General features: G+C 53.6%; 25 protein-coding genes. 1 reads left to right on the plus strand and 24 read right to left on the minus strand.

Translation table 11 applies throughout. From position 1 onward, the window contains the following. The 24 genes from EOV40_RS09875 to EOV40_RS09985 all read right to left on the minus strand — a co-directional run bounded on the left by EOV40_RS09875 (position 1) and on the right by EOV40_RS09985 (position 15,624). Positions 1-1,041, minus strand: a complete 1,041-nt coding sequence (locus tag EOV40_RS09875) for a major capsid family protein (RefSeq protein ID WP_128105824.1) — start codon at positions 1,039-1,041, stop codon at positions 1-3. Beyond that, positions 1,041-1,541, minus strand: a complete 501-nt coding sequence (locus EOV40_RS09880) for a structural cement protein Gp24 (RefSeq protein WP_128105825.1) — start codon at positions 1,539-1,541, stop codon at positions 1,041-1,043. Before EOV40_RS09880 ends, EOV40_RS09875 begins: the two co-directional genes overlap by 1 nt. A gap of 4 nt (positions 1,542-1,545) precedes the next feature. Continuing rightward, complete coding sequence (locus EOV40_RS15540; protein WP_244296891.1) at positions 1,546-2,991, minus strand: DUF2213 domain-containing protein; 1,446 nt, start codon at positions 2,989-2,991, stop codon at positions 1,546-1,548. Next, complete coding sequence (locus EOV40_RS09890; RefSeq protein ID WP_128105826.1) at positions 2,984-3,814, minus strand: phage head morphogenesis protein; 831 nt, start codon at positions 3,812-3,814, stop codon at positions 2,984-2,986. The genes EOV40_RS15540 and EOV40_RS09890 overlap by 8 nt, the downstream gene beginning before the upstream one ends. Then, complete coding sequence (locus EOV40_RS09895; protein ID WP_128105827.1) at positions 3,811-5,301, minus strand: DUF1073 domain-containing protein; 1,491 nt, start codon at positions 5,299-5,301, stop codon at positions 3,811-3,813. The genes EOV40_RS09890 and EOV40_RS09895 overlap by 4 nt, the downstream gene beginning before the upstream one ends. Then, on the minus strand, positions 5,301-6,785 hold the full coding sequence (locus tag EOV40_RS09900) for a hypothetical protein (RefSeq protein WP_128105828.1): 1,485 nt from the start codon (positions 6,783-6,785) through the stop codon (positions 5,301-5,303). The genes EOV40_RS09895 and EOV40_RS09900 overlap by 1 nt, the downstream gene beginning before the upstream one ends. Then, positions 6,766-7,233, minus strand: coding sequence for a terminase small subunit-like protein (locus EOV40_RS09905; RefSeq protein WP_341873034.1), 468 nt, complete (start codon positions 7,231-7,233; stop codon positions 6,766-6,768). Before EOV40_RS09905 ends, EOV40_RS09900 begins: the two co-directional genes overlap by 20 nt. A 6-nt stretch (positions 7,234-7,239) precedes the next feature. Further along, positions 7,240-7,863, minus strand: coding sequence for a GIY-YIG nuclease family protein (locus EOV40_RS09910; protein WP_128105829.1), 624 nt, complete (start codon positions 7,861-7,863; stop codon positions 7,240-7,242). 136 nt (positions 7,864-7,999) lie between these two features. Next, the gene (locus tag EOV40_RS09915) at positions 8,000-8,314 is read right to left on the minus strand and encodes a hypothetical protein (protein ID WP_147748153.1); all 315 of its coding nucleotides are present in this window, start codon (positions 8,312-8,314) and stop codon (positions 8,000-8,002) included. A 126-nt stretch (positions 8,315-8,440) separates the two neighbouring features. Further along, entirely contained in the window at positions 8,441-9,004 is a 564-nt protein-coding gene (locus EOV40_RS09920) for a hypothetical protein (RefSeq protein WP_128105831.1), read from the minus strand. Beyond that, positions 9,001-9,684 carry a hypothetical protein gene (locus EOV40_RS09925; RefSeq protein WP_167506867.1) on the minus strand — a complete coding sequence of 228 codons (684 nt, stop codon included), beginning with the start codon at positions 9,682-9,684 and terminating at the stop codon, positions 9,001-9,003. Before EOV40_RS09925 ends, EOV40_RS09920 begins: the two co-directional genes overlap by 4 nt. Positions 9,685-9,734: 50 nt before the next feature. Continuing rightward, the gene (locus EOV40_RS15005) at positions 9,735-9,908 is read right to left on the minus strand and encodes a hypothetical protein (protein WP_167506868.1); all 174 of its coding nucleotides are present in this window, start codon (positions 9,906-9,908) and stop codon (positions 9,735-9,737) included. After that, the gene (locus tag EOV40_RS09930) at positions 9,905-10,384 is read right to left on the minus strand and encodes a hypothetical protein (RefSeq protein WP_128105833.1); all 480 of its coding nucleotides are present in this window, start codon (positions 10,382-10,384) and stop codon (positions 9,905-9,907) included. The genes EOV40_RS15005 and EOV40_RS09930 overlap by 4 nt, the downstream gene beginning before the upstream one ends. Positions 10,385-10,522: 138 nt before the next feature. After that, positions 10,523-10,717 (minus strand): hypothetical protein, encoded by a 195-nt coding sequence (locus EOV40_RS09935; RefSeq protein WP_128105834.1) that lies wholly within the window; start codon positions 10,715-10,717, stop codon positions 10,523-10,525. Between the two features lie 163 nt (positions 10,718-10,880). Further along, positions 10,881-11,063 carry a hypothetical protein gene (locus tag EOV40_RS09940; protein WP_128105835.1) on the minus strand — a complete coding sequence of 61 codons (183 nt, stop codon included), beginning with the start codon at positions 11,061-11,063 and terminating at the stop codon, positions 10,881-10,883. Between the two features lie 65 nt (positions 11,064-11,128). Beyond that, complete coding sequence (locus EOV40_RS09945) at positions 11,129-11,872, minus strand: hypothetical protein (protein ID WP_128105836.1); 744 nt, start codon at positions 11,870-11,872, stop codon at positions 11,129-11,131. After that, the gene (locus EOV40_RS09950; RefSeq protein WP_128105837.1) at positions 11,869-12,807 is read right to left on the minus strand and encodes a DUF1376 domain-containing protein; all 939 of its coding nucleotides are present in this window, start codon (positions 12,805-12,807) and stop codon (positions 11,869-11,871) included. The genes EOV40_RS09945 and EOV40_RS09950 overlap by 4 nt, the downstream gene beginning before the upstream one ends. Before the next feature lie 121 nt (positions 12,808-12,928). Beyond that, the gene (locus EOV40_RS09955; RefSeq protein ID WP_244296893.1) at positions 12,929-13,351 is read right to left on the minus strand and encodes a hypothetical protein; all 423 of its coding nucleotides are present in this window, start codon (positions 13,349-13,351) and stop codon (positions 12,929-12,931) included. Next, positions 13,348-13,551 (minus strand): hypothetical protein, encoded by a 204-nt coding sequence (locus EOV40_RS09960; RefSeq protein WP_128105838.1) that lies wholly within the window; start codon positions 13,549-13,551, stop codon positions 13,348-13,350. The genes EOV40_RS09955 and EOV40_RS09960 overlap by 4 nt, the downstream gene beginning before the upstream one ends. Then, positions 13,545-14,087, minus strand: coding sequence for an HNH endonuclease (locus EOV40_RS09965; protein ID WP_128105839.1), 543 nt, complete (start codon positions 14,085-14,087; stop codon positions 13,545-13,547). Before EOV40_RS09965 ends, EOV40_RS09960 begins: the two co-directional genes overlap by 7 nt. Beyond that, a complete protein-coding gene (locus tag EOV40_RS09970; protein WP_128105840.1) occupies positions 14,084-14,359 on the minus strand; it encodes a DUF2312 domain-containing protein in 276 nt (91 codons plus the stop codon). The genes EOV40_RS09965 and EOV40_RS09970 overlap by 4 nt, the downstream gene beginning before the upstream one ends. Next, positions 14,359-14,586 (minus strand): hypothetical protein, encoded by a 228-nt coding sequence (locus EOV40_RS09975; protein WP_128105841.1) that lies wholly within the window; start codon positions 14,584-14,586, stop codon positions 14,359-14,361. Before EOV40_RS09975 ends, EOV40_RS09970 begins: the two co-directional genes overlap by 1 nt. Continuing rightward, positions 14,583-15,176 carry a GIY-YIG nuclease family protein gene (locus EOV40_RS09980; protein WP_128105842.1) on the minus strand — a complete coding sequence of 198 codons (594 nt, stop codon included), beginning with the start codon at positions 15,174-15,176 and terminating at the stop codon, positions 14,583-14,585. The genes EOV40_RS09975 and EOV40_RS09980 overlap by 4 nt, the downstream gene beginning before the upstream one ends. Before the next feature lie 58 nt (positions 15,177-15,234). Then, a complete protein-coding gene (locus EOV40_RS09985; RefSeq protein WP_128105843.1) occupies positions 15,235-15,624 on the minus strand; it encodes a hypothetical protein in 390 nt (129 codons plus the stop codon). 98 nt (positions 15,625-15,722) lie between these two features. On the opposite strand from EOV40_RS09985, the gene EOV40_RS09990 reads away from it, so the two are divergent. Then, on the plus strand, positions 15,723-15,962 hold the full coding sequence (locus EOV40_RS09990) for a hypothetical protein (protein WP_128105844.1): 240 nt from the start codon (positions 15,723-15,725) through the stop codon (positions 15,960-15,962). Position 15,963: the final 1 nt, after the last annotated feature.

Consider the following 15,963-nt stretch of genomic DNA (forward strand, 5'->3'; position numbering starts at 1 on the left):
TTAAATCCCCGTCATGGTTGCAACGCCCGCAGGCATGTAGATGATCGCGCCCCATGTGCCCTGAGACATCTTCTGTTTCCATGCAGAGGATTCCGTAACAATGGCATGCGTGCGCAGCTTTTCGGTAAATGCCGCTTCGGCAGTTTTCTGCGTATCGACCTGGTCAACCACGGCAATCATGGTCTGTACGGTCTGGCCAATTTCATCGCCAAATTCGACAGCCTCAACAAAGCGGAGCTTCTTGTAGGTGTCCGTCAGCAGTGAAAGCGCAGACATGCCGAACTGGTTTTTACGGGTCAGCAGGCCCATGCTGGTAGGAGACAGGCCGATGGTAATGGCGCTGTCAGTCGTCACCATGCCAGCGGTCTGCTTACGCAGCTGGTTGATGAGGTCAATCACATCATCCTGCCGTTCTTCCGGCGTGGCGTTTTTCCATGATGTGCCGCCTGCCGCCTTGGTTTCTGGCACGATAGCCGCGTTCAGGCGCGGGTCGTTCAGGTAACCGTAGAGGCGCAGACCATCGATACCGAAGAAGTAGGTCTTGTTCTGAAACTTGTTCAGCTTGAGCGCTGCGGCTTCTCGCAGGCCAGCGGCCCACTGAATGCGTGCCTGTCCAGCAAGATCCAGTTCCTGCTCACCCCAAGTCGCAAAGACCTGATAATGATAGGACTGCCGATCAGGGAAGTTCGGGTTCAGGTTCACCTGACCGTTGTTGTTCCAGTCACCATAGCTGGAAACTTCACCCGTGGTTTCGACCATGGGGAACACGGCTGTTTTGGTAACCCAATCCCCTTTCTTGACCTCACCCGCAATCTCACCGCCACGCATGGGGGAGAATGCAACCTTGATCAGATTGGGGTCAATCCACGCAGACATGAACGCAGGGATACCCGCGTTGGCCGTGGTAGAAAGTGCGGGCTGGGCATCCATCGCCATGGCGTCCGTGGCCAGTAGCGCGTTGCCTTTGATCATACCCTTTGCTTCGGGCATCACAAAGCCTAGGCGGTTAAGTTCCGCCAGTTGTGCCTGAAAATTATCCATTATGAATGATCCCACGTGGAGATTTTAACAAGCTCGCCAGCGGCACATGCGTTGGCGGCGTAGAATTTGGTTTCAACAGAGCCTGCAACCTTGGCCCCTGCAGCACCGGTAGAAACGCTGCCATCCGTGGTAGATGCAAAGATCTTCTGGCCGCGCGTAGCTGCGGTGGAGGCGTCAGCAAAGAAATCACCAGCCTGATACAGGCTGACCATAAATCCTTCTGGAACAACCATCCCGGCTTCATCGTAAAAATTGTCGATCTGGGCAGTAAGGTCACGATGCACAAAGCCATCGGGGGCAGCCGTTGATCCTGACGGTGGCGCGTTCAGAACGGTCTGGCCGTCTGCCTGAATCCACCCAAACTTGCCAACAGTTACACCGCCAGCGCCTGCGACCAATGCGCCCTCACCCGCCAGCGTATTCGCCGTTGGGTTCATGGATGCGAAATCCCCCGCAACGCCAAGTGCGGGTTCAACATTTACCTGCTGCTGAAATGCCATGTGATTATCCCTTCACCTGAATGCGGTTGAGGCCGAAGCTCTCGCGGAAATCAGCGGTACCTTTGCTGTCTTGCGCGATCTTCTTTGCCGGAGCGTCAGTTACCTGAGTGCGTAATTGCGCGGCCTGCTTGAACAGTGGCTCAAGCCCGGCATCAGGAATGCCTGTGCAATCCAAGCCCATTTCTTTCAGGGCAAAGCGATACACAGCCGCAGCACTATCTAGCGCCACTTCACCAGCAAAAGGCTTCACGGCATCACGCGCAGCATGAAGTGCATTCATGCGGGCAATCGTGTTGCGCTCTACGGTTGCAGCAACATTGGCGAGAGCCGCATCCATCGCCTGTTTGGTAATACCTTTATCCATTCCGCGTTCTTTATCCTCACGCGCAGCGCCAGCAGCTTCCGCACGACGGGCGGCTTCTTTCTCGGCATCTGCACGCGCTGCTCCTGCGGCCTCACGTTCGCCCGGAGTGTCATCCTGCCCCTGCGCGGTCATGGCGGCGATGCACTTGGCAATCTGATCATCAGTAAGGCCAGCGGCCTTCATACGTTCGGCCATGGCCTGCGGATCATCATCTGTGCCGCCTGCATTCAGGCCACCCTCGGTTTCCACGTTCTGCACAAGGGCCAGAACCTGATCCATGATGTCGTCAGGCACGCGGGTCGCAAGAAGATTGCGCAGTGCATCTGCAACATCGCTGTCCTTTGCGCCTTTGCCGGGTTCAGGGGCGCCCTGCGGCAAAGGTGTGGCTGATGTTGCATCATCGATAGCCTTTTTGCAGACCTCGATGTCTGTATCAGCGGCCAGAAGTGGCTTGATAGCCTCCAGCAGCTTAGCGCGACGCTTTTCCAGCGCCGTTCCATTTGTCTGTGACAATGTGTTCTCCGTGGAAGAAAGCGCCGCATCTCCAATAATTGCGTGAGGAACACGCGGCGTTGCGACAAGTGCGAGATGGTTGAATACGATATCAACCATCGTCAGGCTGTAGGGCTGGCCATTCAGCACGCCACCTTGCGGAATTGCCTTGTAAGCATACCCCGCTGATACAGCCTTCAATTCTCCGCTTTCGATTGCGTCGATAGCGTCCTGCGTCCAGACCGTGAACGAGCCAACGAGGTCAGGATCTTCAAACCGCGCATCCGTCACGCTGCCGACTGTAATCTCCGCGGGGTGATCCCCGGCAGAAACAGGTTGGTGCATGAATAGAACCGGCTTGCCGCGCATGGTATCAGCGGCCTGCGCCAGTGCCGTCGGGTCGCGGTAGAGCTGGTAGATCGTTTCCGGCTCAAGCCCCAACTCACGCCAGCCCGGTATTTCGCGCCCATAGTACGGGCATACGCACGCGCTGGAGAGAACGCATTGCGTAATCCGCAAGTGTCCCTCTGGCGATTTCTCGCGCACGCTCTGCACCGCATCCAATGCAATTTGCACGCGGTCTGTATTAACCATCGTTAAACCCCGGTAAAATAGGCCGCCATGTGCACCCGCAGTTGATATCTTCACCGGGCATCGTCCAATGCCCGTCGAGATAAAGCCCCTTCTCTAGATTGAACCGCTTGCCATTAGCGGCCACATGCTCGGGGCGCGGGTGCCTACTCGCGCCAGAGTGCAGCCAGATACCTTCCGAGATGCCCAGGTCCTGCTGCCGTCTACGCGTTATGCTGGCCGAAACTTTGTTGTTCTGGTCTCTGGCAATCAGAGCCGCCCGGCTATCTGCAACATCAAACCGGCGCTTGATCTCATCGGTGAGCGTGCCAAGATCACGCCCGGCCAAAGCGGACTTTTCCACCAACCCCTGAACCTCACCCAGACATTCAGTCGGGATGGATTTTATCAGGCCAATGTTTTCAGTGAGCGCCTGGCTTACCGCTTCCTTTACGGCAGGCGTTGCCTGAAACTGCACCGTGAACCCAAGATCACGCAGACTGTTCCGAACGCTTCTGGTCGCGTGGCCGGAAGCCTGCTGCACAAACTGAGAAGCTAGATCTTCAGCGTGCCTGTCAAAGTGCCCCTGCCATTGCTCCAGAATATTCGAGAAAGTGCGCTTAAGGCGTTCTAGGGGCGTTTCATCCTGCGCCTGACGAGCGTCAAACTGCTCATACGCAGCCAAGACGCGTTTGAGAACGTCCTGCCGCATACAGGCAATATGATGCACCAGAACGGCATGATACTTCGCCCAGATACCCTGATTGGAAAAGACAGGCCGCACATTTGGCGCACGCTTTTTACGCCCATCCGGCTCTACGGATTGAGCGATAAAACGTGTCTTCATGAAAGATTATCGCCCTCATCAGGCACTTCTGGCGCTTCACTGCCTCGCTCCACTACGCCCTGATAAATGCTCTCAGGGTCAGCCGCGATCCTGTCCCGCGCTTCACTGTTCGAGATTACGCCCCGGTCAATATACTCGGCATCAATATCCGCTTTGGTTTTTTCGATGGCCGCGGCTTCCTCATCGGTCGCCTGCCACAGCGTATTGAACTCGAACGTAATGCCCGGATCTATTTCGCCCCATAGGTTCAGCATGCACATATGCATGATCGCTGTGAGGGGATCTCGAAATGTGTTTTCCTGATAAGCGTGCACCCGGTCGTAAAACACCCGGATCTCACCGTCAGAAGAAGCATTCAGACCACTTGGCGTAATGCCTGTAAATTTCACAAGCGGTGTCTGAGCCACTGAGCACATCTGCTCTTGAGCCTGCGCTTGCAACTTATCCAGCCCAGCCAATGCGGCATTCAGGATCTGGATTTCCTCACTGTCCTTGTCCAGCAGGAACGTGCCGCGATTGGAGCGGAAGCGGTTGAAGGCCTCCACACGCCCCAGCAAACCTTCAGGGTCCTGCTGATAGGACGACATATCGGTAGACAGAGCCACAACCGAAAAGGCGTTGATCAGATCGGAAACACTCTGGCGCGTGCGCAGCCAGTTATCGACATACGGCTTGGCCATCTGCGCCAACGACAGACCACCAAAGTTATATGTCGGCTTCAGGATGTCTGGCACATCACGCGACACAAACCGCAGCAGCCGCGTGTGATGCACATTTGCACCCTGCACCCACCACGTAGAGGGCTTGTAAAAATCAGAAGCAAGCGGCGTTGACGTGCTGTATTGGTTTGGGGCAGCCCAGATCGGATCAACAGCGACCAGCTCTTTTAGCGATCCCTTCCTGAAGGTTTCAGGACGAAGCAGTAAGGGCATGGAAACTACATCGCTTGTGCGCGCCTGCCCCACGTCCACATATAGCAGGCCGAGCCCATAATAGCCGTCCATTTCGGACATCTCCCGAAAACGCTCACGCACTTTCAGGCGGATGAACTCATTGCGCAACTGGTCGATGCGCTGGCCTTTGTCGTCCTTGCCAACCGCCTGGAAGTCAATCCATTCACGGGTTGATTCCGTGGCAAGGATTTCCACCATATTGCGATATTCAGCCCGCTGCGCCATTTCAGCAAGGCGCGGGTATCCGAGGAAAACAACACCTTCGGAAACGGCTTCCCCAATCCAGTTCATGAGGGTAGCGCCGGTCGTAGCGCCGCTATCCATGGCTAGTGCAGATTGGCCGCAGCCCTGCACGCCCGGCGGCGGCGTGTACGGCTTAAACACATCACGCAATGGCGGCGCGCCAACGCTCGGAGCAGCCCGGCCCCAATCCATCTTCTTCTTTTCACTGACCGCAAGACGCGGCTCATCGCGCACACGCGGCGGATCCGGCTCTATTGATGGCCGGAACAGTGAGCGGAGACGAGAGAGCATTAAATACGGTTCAGTATGGAGTTGAAGTTAAAAGCCTTCTTAGGCCCCGGCGCAAAAGTAAGCCCCAGAGCATCGGCAATATCAGGAGAGCGCAGGCCGCGCTTTTTCATGGCGTCCTTGCTTTCCACCAGCAGATTGCCAGAACTGTCCAGCCCATACCGAACCGTTGAAAGCTCGGCGGCCAGATCCTCTGCGTTGTCCTTGCTTTCTGCCTGAATGGAGGCGTCACCAGTGCGCAACCAAGCGGCCACCTGCAGCCACAGATAATCGCGCAGTTTCGCGGGCTTGGCGTCTTCCGCAACGACCTCATCGGGCGCACGGCAAGCCACGTTCACATCCACGACCGGCAGCTTCTGTTCACGCAACCGATCAGCAACACCAGCACCCACGCCAACAACGTCAACGTAAATGCTGTCAGCCTTCCAGCGGCGAAAGAAATCTGCCGCCATCCCGGCTGTGGCCATCGTATCCTGCTTGGCCCTGATTTCTATTTTCTCAACGCGCGGGCCTTCACGCAGGACAAATGTTGTTCTGTCGTCACCAAAGCGGGCAACGTCCACACCCAGCCTGCGCTCGTATTTTCCGGTCGCTGGTTCACGTGCAAGCGCAGCCTCTGCCGTTTCCAGAGGGATCAGAACATCGTCGTCCTGCTTAGGGAAATCCCCATCAGCACGCACGCGAACAACATTTGACCCTTCCCCATACTTGCGCACCAAATTAGCGCGGTAGCTGGGGTCAACCAACGGGCTATCAGAGCAGCGAAAGTGGAGCGCCGTGTAAAGCGCCCTGTCCTGCTTCTGGGAGCGCGCAAAGAAACCTGTGTTGCGCGTTGGGTTGCCAACCATGAGCAGACGCGCGCCGTGAGAAGAAAGCGCACCTTCCGCAACCTCGAATATCTCGTCAGGAACGCCGCTAGCTTCTTCAATCACGAACATGATTGAACCGCCGGACGATGAACGCTCTACCGCCCTGTTATCATCCGTGATCTGCACGTCAGACGCATGAAAGCCCTGCAATGCGTCAGGAGATTCCCGGCGGCTTGTGCGGGCAACAGCATACCACTCAGCGGGCTGGCCCTTATCAGATATCCTGTCCTGATTGCGGTCAAACAGGTTTGCCAGCCACAATTCTTCCGGCAGGCCATCTGCACGCGCTCGCTCTTCAGACCGACGCCCCCATTTGGAAAGCTCCGCCCAAAGAACATTGTAAAGCTGCGATGCTGTTGGGGCCGTGCATGGAATGCGGCAGTATTCGTAACACTCCAGATGCCACCAGATCGCCGCAGACGTAGAACCCGACTTGCCGACACCATGACCCGCCCGCACCGACACCTTGGCACCCGGCGGGGCAATAGCCTCCAGCAACTGGCGCTGTTGCGTGGTTGGGTTAAGCCCCAAGCGCTGACGGGCATACAGAACAGGATCTTTACGCCAGATACCGCGCAGCTTGCGGTAATCAGCAATATCAGCCTGAGTTAGAGCCATCTTCCTGTAATGCCGCGTTGAGCAAGCCGGAAACGCCGCCGCCCTTCACTTCTATCGGGCCGCCGTCTGGGCCACTCAGTTCTTGCGTGACCTTGTCACCATAGACTTTTGGTGCGCGCTTGGACATAACCCACTTGAGGGCGTCAACTTGCAGGCGGCGCGCATTCGCGTCTTCGGGAGTTGCAGATCGAGCAACATCAATAATCTCATCTTCAAATACTTCCGTCGCACGCGTGCGTGCGTGCGCGTACCTGCTGCGGAAATTTTCATGCGCGTCGTTATCGAGCCACTCAAATACCGTTCTTTGGCCCGGCATGTGGTCATCTTGGCATATAGATCTTAGGCTCTCGCCTTCCATAATTCTTGCGCAGATTTCATTCCCGATAGACGTTGAGAAAACAGATGGCCTACCCACCTTTGTCTTCTCTCTCGTTATTTTTCTAGCCATTCCGCCTCACAGCGCAAACAAGTCCGGGCGTCTCTTTTCAAGCATCTTATTTACTCGATCAGTTGCGGATCGCCTCCCCTCTCGGGAATAGGCCGCCTGAAGAGCCCGCTCTATTCTTGCGAGCCTCTCCAGAGAACGATTGGCAATATCATCCAATCCTAATCGCCGCATATCACGCTCAAGTCGCCGCTCTTTCTGGATAATCTTTTGTATCGGCGTCCAGCCATTGTAGGCAGAAGTCTTTTTTGCACGTAATGCATGAGCTAGTGAATTGCCACCATCCGCAAGATTGGTGAGCCGCAGCCCTGCCCGTCTAGCAAGATCAATCCATCGGCTCTCAGCCTCCTCCCAATCTAGGCACTTTTCCAAAACAAACATTCGAGGCATATCTTTTTCAAGAATAAGGCCTCGCAGCCAGTTCGTCACATGCCTTGATATAGATCTATTATTGGAAAGCGATCTATGCTGAAGCAGTCTCTTCCACGGGTTCTTGGCCTTCCCAATATATCTGATTTCCTCACAAGAGGATGACGTAAGCGCATAAATGAAAAATCTACCCGCCTCGCTTTTACTTGGAGCGATTATTTCTTCCAAACCAGAAACATCAAAATCACGATATTCCCCGGCCATATCCAACACTCCAGAATGAAAAATGCGCTTCCTGCCTTAACGCTGCTAATTTAAGGCGGCACGTTTTACCCATGCCGTTGACCAATACCTACTACACGGGAGCCAACGGTTAGAGAGAACAGGATTGCGATGCGCGCTACATCGTTAAAGGATGGCCGCCCCCGAAACTGTTTTCGAACTGCCGCAACATTGCTTCACGCTGAACACGCCCATCGACTGCAATCAGCAGCGCATTGGAAACGCGGCCTGATACATTCCCGCGCATCAAACCAAACCGTGGCCAACACCGGATACGCACATCAGGACGAAGCCCCGCGTTCGCGCATTCCATCATCGACAGCGGCAAGTCTGCGCGGTGCCATGTATTTTCTGTTGCGGGCACGATGTCGCAAAGAAGCGACAGGCCGGACACAATATCAAGACACAGAGCGTCACGGCGCTTGAAACGCACGATGTCGCCACGCCTGAGTATCTGCATTTTGTCCGGAAAAAGAAAAAGCCGCACTGTGGCGGCTTGAATTTAGACGCAACTATAGCGCCATCGCTTTTTTATTAAGAACTCAGGCTCTTGTCAACATCATTCATGAGGCAACTTTAAACGGTCGGCGACGATATCTAACGCCTCCTGCAACCTAAGCACGCCCATATGACAATCTGGGTATTCGCCGCGCACAACACGGGACAGCATTCTAACTGGCGTAGTTGGTATATTCTCCGTTAATTCAATAAACTTTCTCCTTGCCTCGGCGTGCTCGACCTCTTGTTCGGGAGAAATCAATTCGCGGCCCGTCTCACCAATACGACTAACCATACGAGGCTGCGGGAACCCGGCACGGTATAGTCCCATTAATTCCCACCCAGCACTCGCTTGCCTCTGGGATAGGCATTCAGCTGTATAAAAATAAAAATCGATTGGCGACACATCGGTTAACCGCTCTGCGCCGACAGCGGACACAAACTCCCGAGGCCTTTTTTTCATAGCCAGCCCGCTGGCCCCTGCATCAGGGGCACCGTATCGAATGCGCTGCTCATTATCCGCATACCGTTTATCGTCTTTGAACATTTTTGATACACGCCGTTTTTCACGGATCGCTAATTCTGCAAATGACGGAGCATTTTCACGAATGCACAACTTAGTCATGCTTCATTCCTCACGTTATCATCGTGTTGCGCCAACCTATGAACCCACAGCATAAACTGCTCCATGGTCATATTATTTTTCATTTGGTTTACTACCCAGCAAACCAGCTGGATATTATTAGGTGTGTAATTCAGGCTGCTATCTATACGATCAAGGCTGGCCCCAAGGGGATTTTTGCCAATCCCTGAATACTGCATTTCTACGTCAGTTAGAGCACACTTCCCTTTTTGCTTAATCCATAAATTGTAAACATCTTCTTTACTTATTCCGCAGAATATCCCCCTACCCCTTCGGCTAGAGCGCGCTGCAGAATATAATTTATCGAGCCATGTTACCAATTTAGGAGGCATCTCAGATAAATCAGCGCCACTCCTGATTTGTTTTTGGCACCGGCGGCAGTACCCAGAAACAATCAAATAACTAATACAGTGATTATAACTGCCATCAATTATCGAAAACTGTGCTTCGGGCAGCATTCTGTGGCATGAAAAGCATTCCAACCGATTACGAACAGATGATGTATTCATTCGCGGGACAAGATGGACATCCATTATTGGAGTGCCTTGTCGGCGGTGATATCTGGCCTTCAGTATGGCAATATCATTTGCGCCACCCTTACTGATATTCCATACTTTAGCCGCCCTCTGCATATTACCCACCCAATCCTGCAACAATTTCAAAAAACGCCAACACCAGCCAAAGGCCAATCACGATGCGTGGCGGTGTGCGGTCAGTCGCGCGCATTCTTGACCAGCTCTTTCTGCGCCTCAGTCAACGGTACCCCAGCCCGCACGTTCTGCAACGCACAGGCCACATCCCAATCAACCGGCGCTGTGTATGTTTCCACGTTGCCGGGCTTTAGAAAGTCTGGGAGGTTTTCGCGCCATTTCATTTTCTCAGTCACCACATATCCTCGCTGAATAGCGTATCAGCAGGACCATGCTTCTTAATGATCTGTCCGGCATTACGCGCGACATGAAATCCGATGCGCCGATCCACAAACCCATCATCTGATGTATTGAAGCCCTGCACAATGTCGATGATATCCGTGCTTTCGATCTTCACGCCTTGTTCCCGCATGACCATGAATACATCATGGTGCCGCTTTGGTCTTGGGGCAGCAAAGACGCGTCTATACTCTTCCCCATCCTCATCGCGCCAATGAACATAAATGGCTGCGCATGTGATGATACGCTTTCCCAAATACCGACGATCTATCCCTTTCGGAACTTTCATCTGGTGCGTATAGCCCTCGGAAAACTCATACCCTCCAGCGCAAATGCGCGCCGTTCTACCTTTAGTGATTTTCCCAAAAGCCAAGACCTTTTGCACGATAACGGGCTTGCGTTTGTTGAGCCATTTCATGGCAGGATCTTCCATGTGAAGTATCCGAGCACAGCAAATACCAGCGCAAAGCCTATACCTGTTGAAAAATTATAACCCACATCAGCCCATGTATGGTGGATTTCCTGCATACGCTGATGGAATCACAAACTGCCCAGAAAGTACAGGGAAAACTTACCCTTTCGGCCCCTTCATCCAGTCGTCATGCAAGGGCAGGATTTCCTCATCCAGCAACCCCGGCTCTGGCTCGTGTATGGGCGGCAGATCGGTGCGTAGTTCCTGTGTGTCCTTACGCCGGTTGGTCGGCCATTCGTGCCAGCCTATTAGGTCGGGTTTGGTCAGGTTTTCTTGCATCGTATCTTTCCGCATTTCGTGCATTCTTGGTCGTAGAAATAGCCTATCACCACTCCGTTTCCATCAAGCCTTCTGCCTTCGTGAAGGATTTTCCAATGGTGAGGGCATCTGATGATGAAGAACCACAACACAAAGCATGATAAGAAAACTGTTGTGCACATGAAGCATATTACTTGCATCACTTTGCATCCCTGCTCTGCACTTCTGCTAAGGCATCGAGAAGATCGCACGCATAGCGATGTGCTCCAGCCGCATTTTGCGTGAAAACAACGACCTGATCGTTAAGGTTGAAGTTCGTTACGATCATCCCATCCGGCCTCACAGAAACGCTCACTGTGGTATTGTTCTCCAATTCAGACATACCCCTAAAATCCCCATATCTTCCCGCAGAGTGTACCGTAGCCACTCATGCAGTCATTTTCGTTCTCACTCTCCAACCACGCTCTCCGTGAAGCCTCGCGGCTGTTTCCTGCGTATCGCTGCATGTTGCGCCTCTAGGTTCGCAATGAACGGCTCCAACCATGCCCTCGCTTCCGGGCCTGCCGTTTCGAGCTGACGGCGATACTCGGCAATGCGCTGACGAAGGCTTGGCTGGTCTGGCTGCATCCGCTTTACGGCGTCTTTGGGCGGCACTGGCTGACGATCCTTCCAAGCGTTGACGGCACGCTCAACGGCAGCGCGTTCTTCCGCCGTGCGGCGCTTGGGGGCTCCCTTCGCGGCCTCGGCCATCTTCACCACCTTGCGCGCTGCGTGAACCTGCCAGCGGATTTTCTCAGCGAACGGCAGCAAGTGGGCGTAAAGCTCAGCCGGTGCGGGCCAGAACTTGCCGCGATCACCAGAACGCGCCCATGCCATCATCGTTTCTCGCGTCCAGACACCGGCGGGTAAATCGCTGCAAATTTCGCAAATGATCTTGCATTTTTCACCAGCCATTCCAGCAACGTCTGGCGCATTCACGACCACTTCAGAGAGGCTGTTCAGCCATGCCGTGACCAAAACAGGGCCGGCAGGCTCAAGGGCTTGCGTGGCTATGCGATGGGCTTCAGCAACACGCTCAGGGGTCAGGTCTCGGCGCAACATCGGAACGCCACGCATAACCGCTTCACCCAGCGCAACGAAATCCCTGGACGGCTCAATGGGAGCGAATGGTTTTGTGATTATGGCGCTCATAGTCCCAAATCCTCCAAGCGCGGAGCCCCAGCGAATGCCTCTCGAACACGCTCTTGGCGTGGCAGTTGCTGAGAATGGACAATCGTTTTCCTCGGTGCGCGCTCAGCCTCTTTCCGACACCAGTTGCGCCACGTTGCCTCCCAATCAGACTTTCGGCCCTTGGCTCCCGGTACGGAAATCCAATAATCCCGAAACTGCTCGCCAATGTCCGTTGGGTTCAATCGCAGGTCAAGCGCAAAGGCCCGCATGGCATCGGTTGGTTTCCAGCCATCAGCAAGCCGAGAGCCGCGACTGTCAGATTTCGATGTCGAAGGGGGACTACAGGGGGTATCCGAACGTAGTGAGGATATATCTCTACTCTCTACTCTCTTACCTGCGACGAAACGCGTTTCGTCATTTGTTTCACCGTGCGTTTCATTAGTTGTTTCATCATGTGTTTCAGAAACAGTTTCTGACCGCGTTTCATTCTGCGTTTCGATATTTGGCTGATTACCGCGCTCTTTCTGTTTCGCACGCCATGCTTTCAGGCGTTCGCGATCAGCTTCACGCTTTTCATCTGACTTTAAGCGCAGGTCAAATTTATCCAGCGCGATCTCGCAAAGCTCTTTATGATAAAGCCTGCCATCAGAGCATTTCACAAACCCACGCAAGGCAATTTCTTTTGCTTTGGCCCAGCCACGCTTGTCTGTCCCGAAATCTGCTAGCATTGCTAGTTCAATATCATCATCGGGTAAGCTTCCGCATGGAACTTGATACCAAGCCTCCCACCACAACTTCATTGCGGCCATGCCGGCGCGTGGGTTTTCAGAAGCTGCATGCATATAGCTAGAGGACTTGAAGTAACGATTTCCATAAAGAGGCATGAAATCATACCCCCTCAAATCGCAATCTGCTGGCGTTAGCGGGTCGGGCATGGTACAGAAACTCTCAGCCATGTCTTGTCACCTCAAGAATTGGTCAGAAGGCCGCCCGGTTCCCCCGAACCAGCGGCCTTCGTCATGTTAGCAGGTTTGCGCCCCGTTGGGTACGGGGTCGCAGGTGAAAAGTTGCTGATAATCACGGCAATATCTCCGTAATCGTCACCACTGTTTTTTGGTCGCATAAACGGCTTTTGACAGAGCGAATATCAAACGTGGCATATTCCGGCCCATCGTCCACAATGAAGCCCAGACCACGTTTATTCCGCACACGCTGGCGGGCTCCCGGCTTCCTTACATTGAGCAACTTTGGTGTAGTCAGGCTATCAATCAGGAACTTGGCGCCACCCTGCACGCCGTCATGATCTGGAGTGCCGCAGGAATAGCGCTCAATAGATACATGCGCTTTCTGAAATGGCTCAGGAACGCGCATGTTAACAGTCGCGCAGGCAACGGCGCGGGCCATCTTCTGGCGCATCCGTGTAAGCGCAAAACGGCTTTGCCCTATGCTGTGGTTGAGTAGAGGATAGGGTTCAGGAAGCTCAAAGCGAATTACCCTCATGCAAACCGTCCTGTGCCATCACGGCGGCGCCCAAGGCGTAACGCATTGTTCTGCAAACGGAGCTGCCGGTTTTCTTCACGCAATCTGATGTTTTCAGCATTCCGGCGCGTGACAGCTTCCAGAAAGCGGGCATTTTCTGCCCGCAGTTGAGTGTTCTCACGCCGGAGTTTAGCGTCTGGGGATAGGAGCGTTTTCAGCATGGCTGCACATGCCCCCAAGCTTTCTTTCGAGCAATTCGAATTATTTGAGATCGGCATAAATTGAAGCGCTCATCCAGCTCTTTAACTGGTAGCCTGTGCAGCTTCAGGAAACGGTAGCGTTCTCGAATGTATAAAACATCCTCGTCCGTTATTGTAGCGCGGCCATTCCTGACGCCGACAGCATTCGTGTTGTGCGCAACACGATCCTGCTGATTATCCTTCGCCGAGGCCCATCGGAGATTCCCGGGTGTATTCAGGAGGCGTGACCCATTGTTGTGCGCCACTTGGTGCAATGGCGTGGGCCGAGGGCCAATAAACGCATCAGCAACCATAAAGTGAGCAAATACAGTAATTTTCCGGCCATCCTGCGAATGAATGGAATATTTCAGATAGCCGTCAGCATCTATAATCCCGCGCAGGCGTCGTCCACGCTGGAAGATACCGTCTCGATCGGCGCGCCTCACATCCCCGCAATCAGACACCTCATAATCAGGATGAGAATTGCTGGTTTTCCAAATAAGGGGTTTCGTATTCATACACCAATCGCCCTTCTATAAATGTCAAGAAGCGTTTCTTGTGTCTCCAAGGCGTCCTTGTCCTTTGTTTGGACAATACGGATAAGCTGACGCAGGACTTTCTTGTCAAAACCCGCAGAGGCCGCCTCTGTCAGAATGTCTTTCTGGTCAGATGCCAGCGCCTTTTTTTCTTCTTCGAGGCGTATATATCGATCCACAATCGACTGCAGGCGGTCGGCAGCAATGCCGCCAACGTTGGCAGTCTCATTGTGATCTTTTGGAAATTCAGTCATCAGATTTCATCCATCAGGTAATATTCGGCAGGCGGCTGGATGCGCTTTATTCCGGCGGCGCTGAGAACGCGCTCAGAAAATGGCTTCTTGCCGTTTGTCATTTCGTTAAGGGTTTGCCGAGCAATGCCGACTGATCTTGCTGCGGCTGATTCTGTTTTGAAACTGTCAGCCCATCGCCTGACAATTCTCAGAACGTCCCCAGACTTCAGACTATTGGAGCGCATCATGCTGCGGCATCCGGATATTGATCATGAATATCCACAAACCTTTTCTTGTGAGGAGGCTTCCCTAATGCCGCTGCGGCCTCGTCAAGCATATCGTCCATGAGCTGAGCTGCATCACGGCATACACTAACAATTCCTATAAAATGGTGCGACTGAGGCTCTGATTTTCCAGTTATCCAATTTCTTGCCGTTTTTACTGTGCATCCAACGGCATGGGCTAAACGCTGCGCTCCGCCTTTTTCTCGCCCGTAACAGTCAAGAAGAACTTTTTGAATTCGTTCTGCATATCGCAAATCAACAGGTTTAATTCTTTCAAGCGGGAAATCTCTTTCCTTATCGTTCACACATAAATTTTTAGGAAACTCAATGATGAGCATATCCGGATGATAGGAAAACCACTCGCCCTGTTTGCGATACTCTGAAAAATGTTCATGCAGCCATGCTTCTAAGCCTTTGGTCCCATCAGATGACCTAACAAGGCTTAACGGGACAGGAGAAGCGCTCTGCAAAGTAGACAGACGTGCAGAAAGGTTTGCTGCATATCCAATCTTCACAAGGCCTAAGCCCTCTGCTTTTACGATATAAACAGTCATTCTCCACACTCCCTCGCCAGCCTATCCGCTCGCGCCTGCAATTTATCCGCCTTGGCATTCAGCCATTGGGCAAGTTCTCGGAAATAGAAGGCTCGATTGAGCGCGCGGCAGGCACGCCAGCGGGTGATACGGATGTGCCATTGGAGGAATAGTCGCCCCATTTGCGATCCCATTCTTCACTTTTGGCGCGATACAGGGCGGCCTGATGTTCAGACCGCGCACGCATCTGCGCCAGATGATTTCGGTAAAGCCGTTCTACATTCAGGAAAATGTGCGCTGGAATAACGCTCCATTCTCCATAGAACAGCCGCTTTATTTGCCCTTCCGTCAGCCCAGTCTTGCGGGCGATAGAAGCGAACGATTGCTTCAGGCAGGAGCGCTCTCCGGTTGCGTCAACAACCTCACGCAACTGGCCCTGAACCTGCCGTGCAATAGCTTCAGGCGTCATGTCGTGACCCCTTTCTGCTCTCACGGAAAACTTTTCTCTCTCCACGGAATTCATCCCTGCCACATTCACGATTGTTGAGGTCGTGAACTGGAGAAACGATGAAGAAGGAGACTGAATTCGGAACTGTAGAATTCGGGGGCACATACTCCCCCGATTTGCTGAACGCCTGCGATGCAGCGCCAGATATCCCGCACGGCACACCGTTCCTCTGGAACGCCATTGTGCGCAACGCGATCATCTGGGCGCAGCTCAACCCCCACGCTACCATCAGGCAGCGCGTGCTTTTGCTACAGGACGTAGCCGACAAGCTGGGGGTTGACGCGGCGTGCATTGGGTGAG

The organism is Acetobacter oryzoeni, assembly GCF_004014775.2.
In the GTDB taxonomy this organism is placed as follows: domain Bacteria; phylum Pseudomonadota; class Alphaproteobacteria; order Acetobacterales; family Acetobacteraceae; genus Acetobacter; species Acetobacter oryzoeni.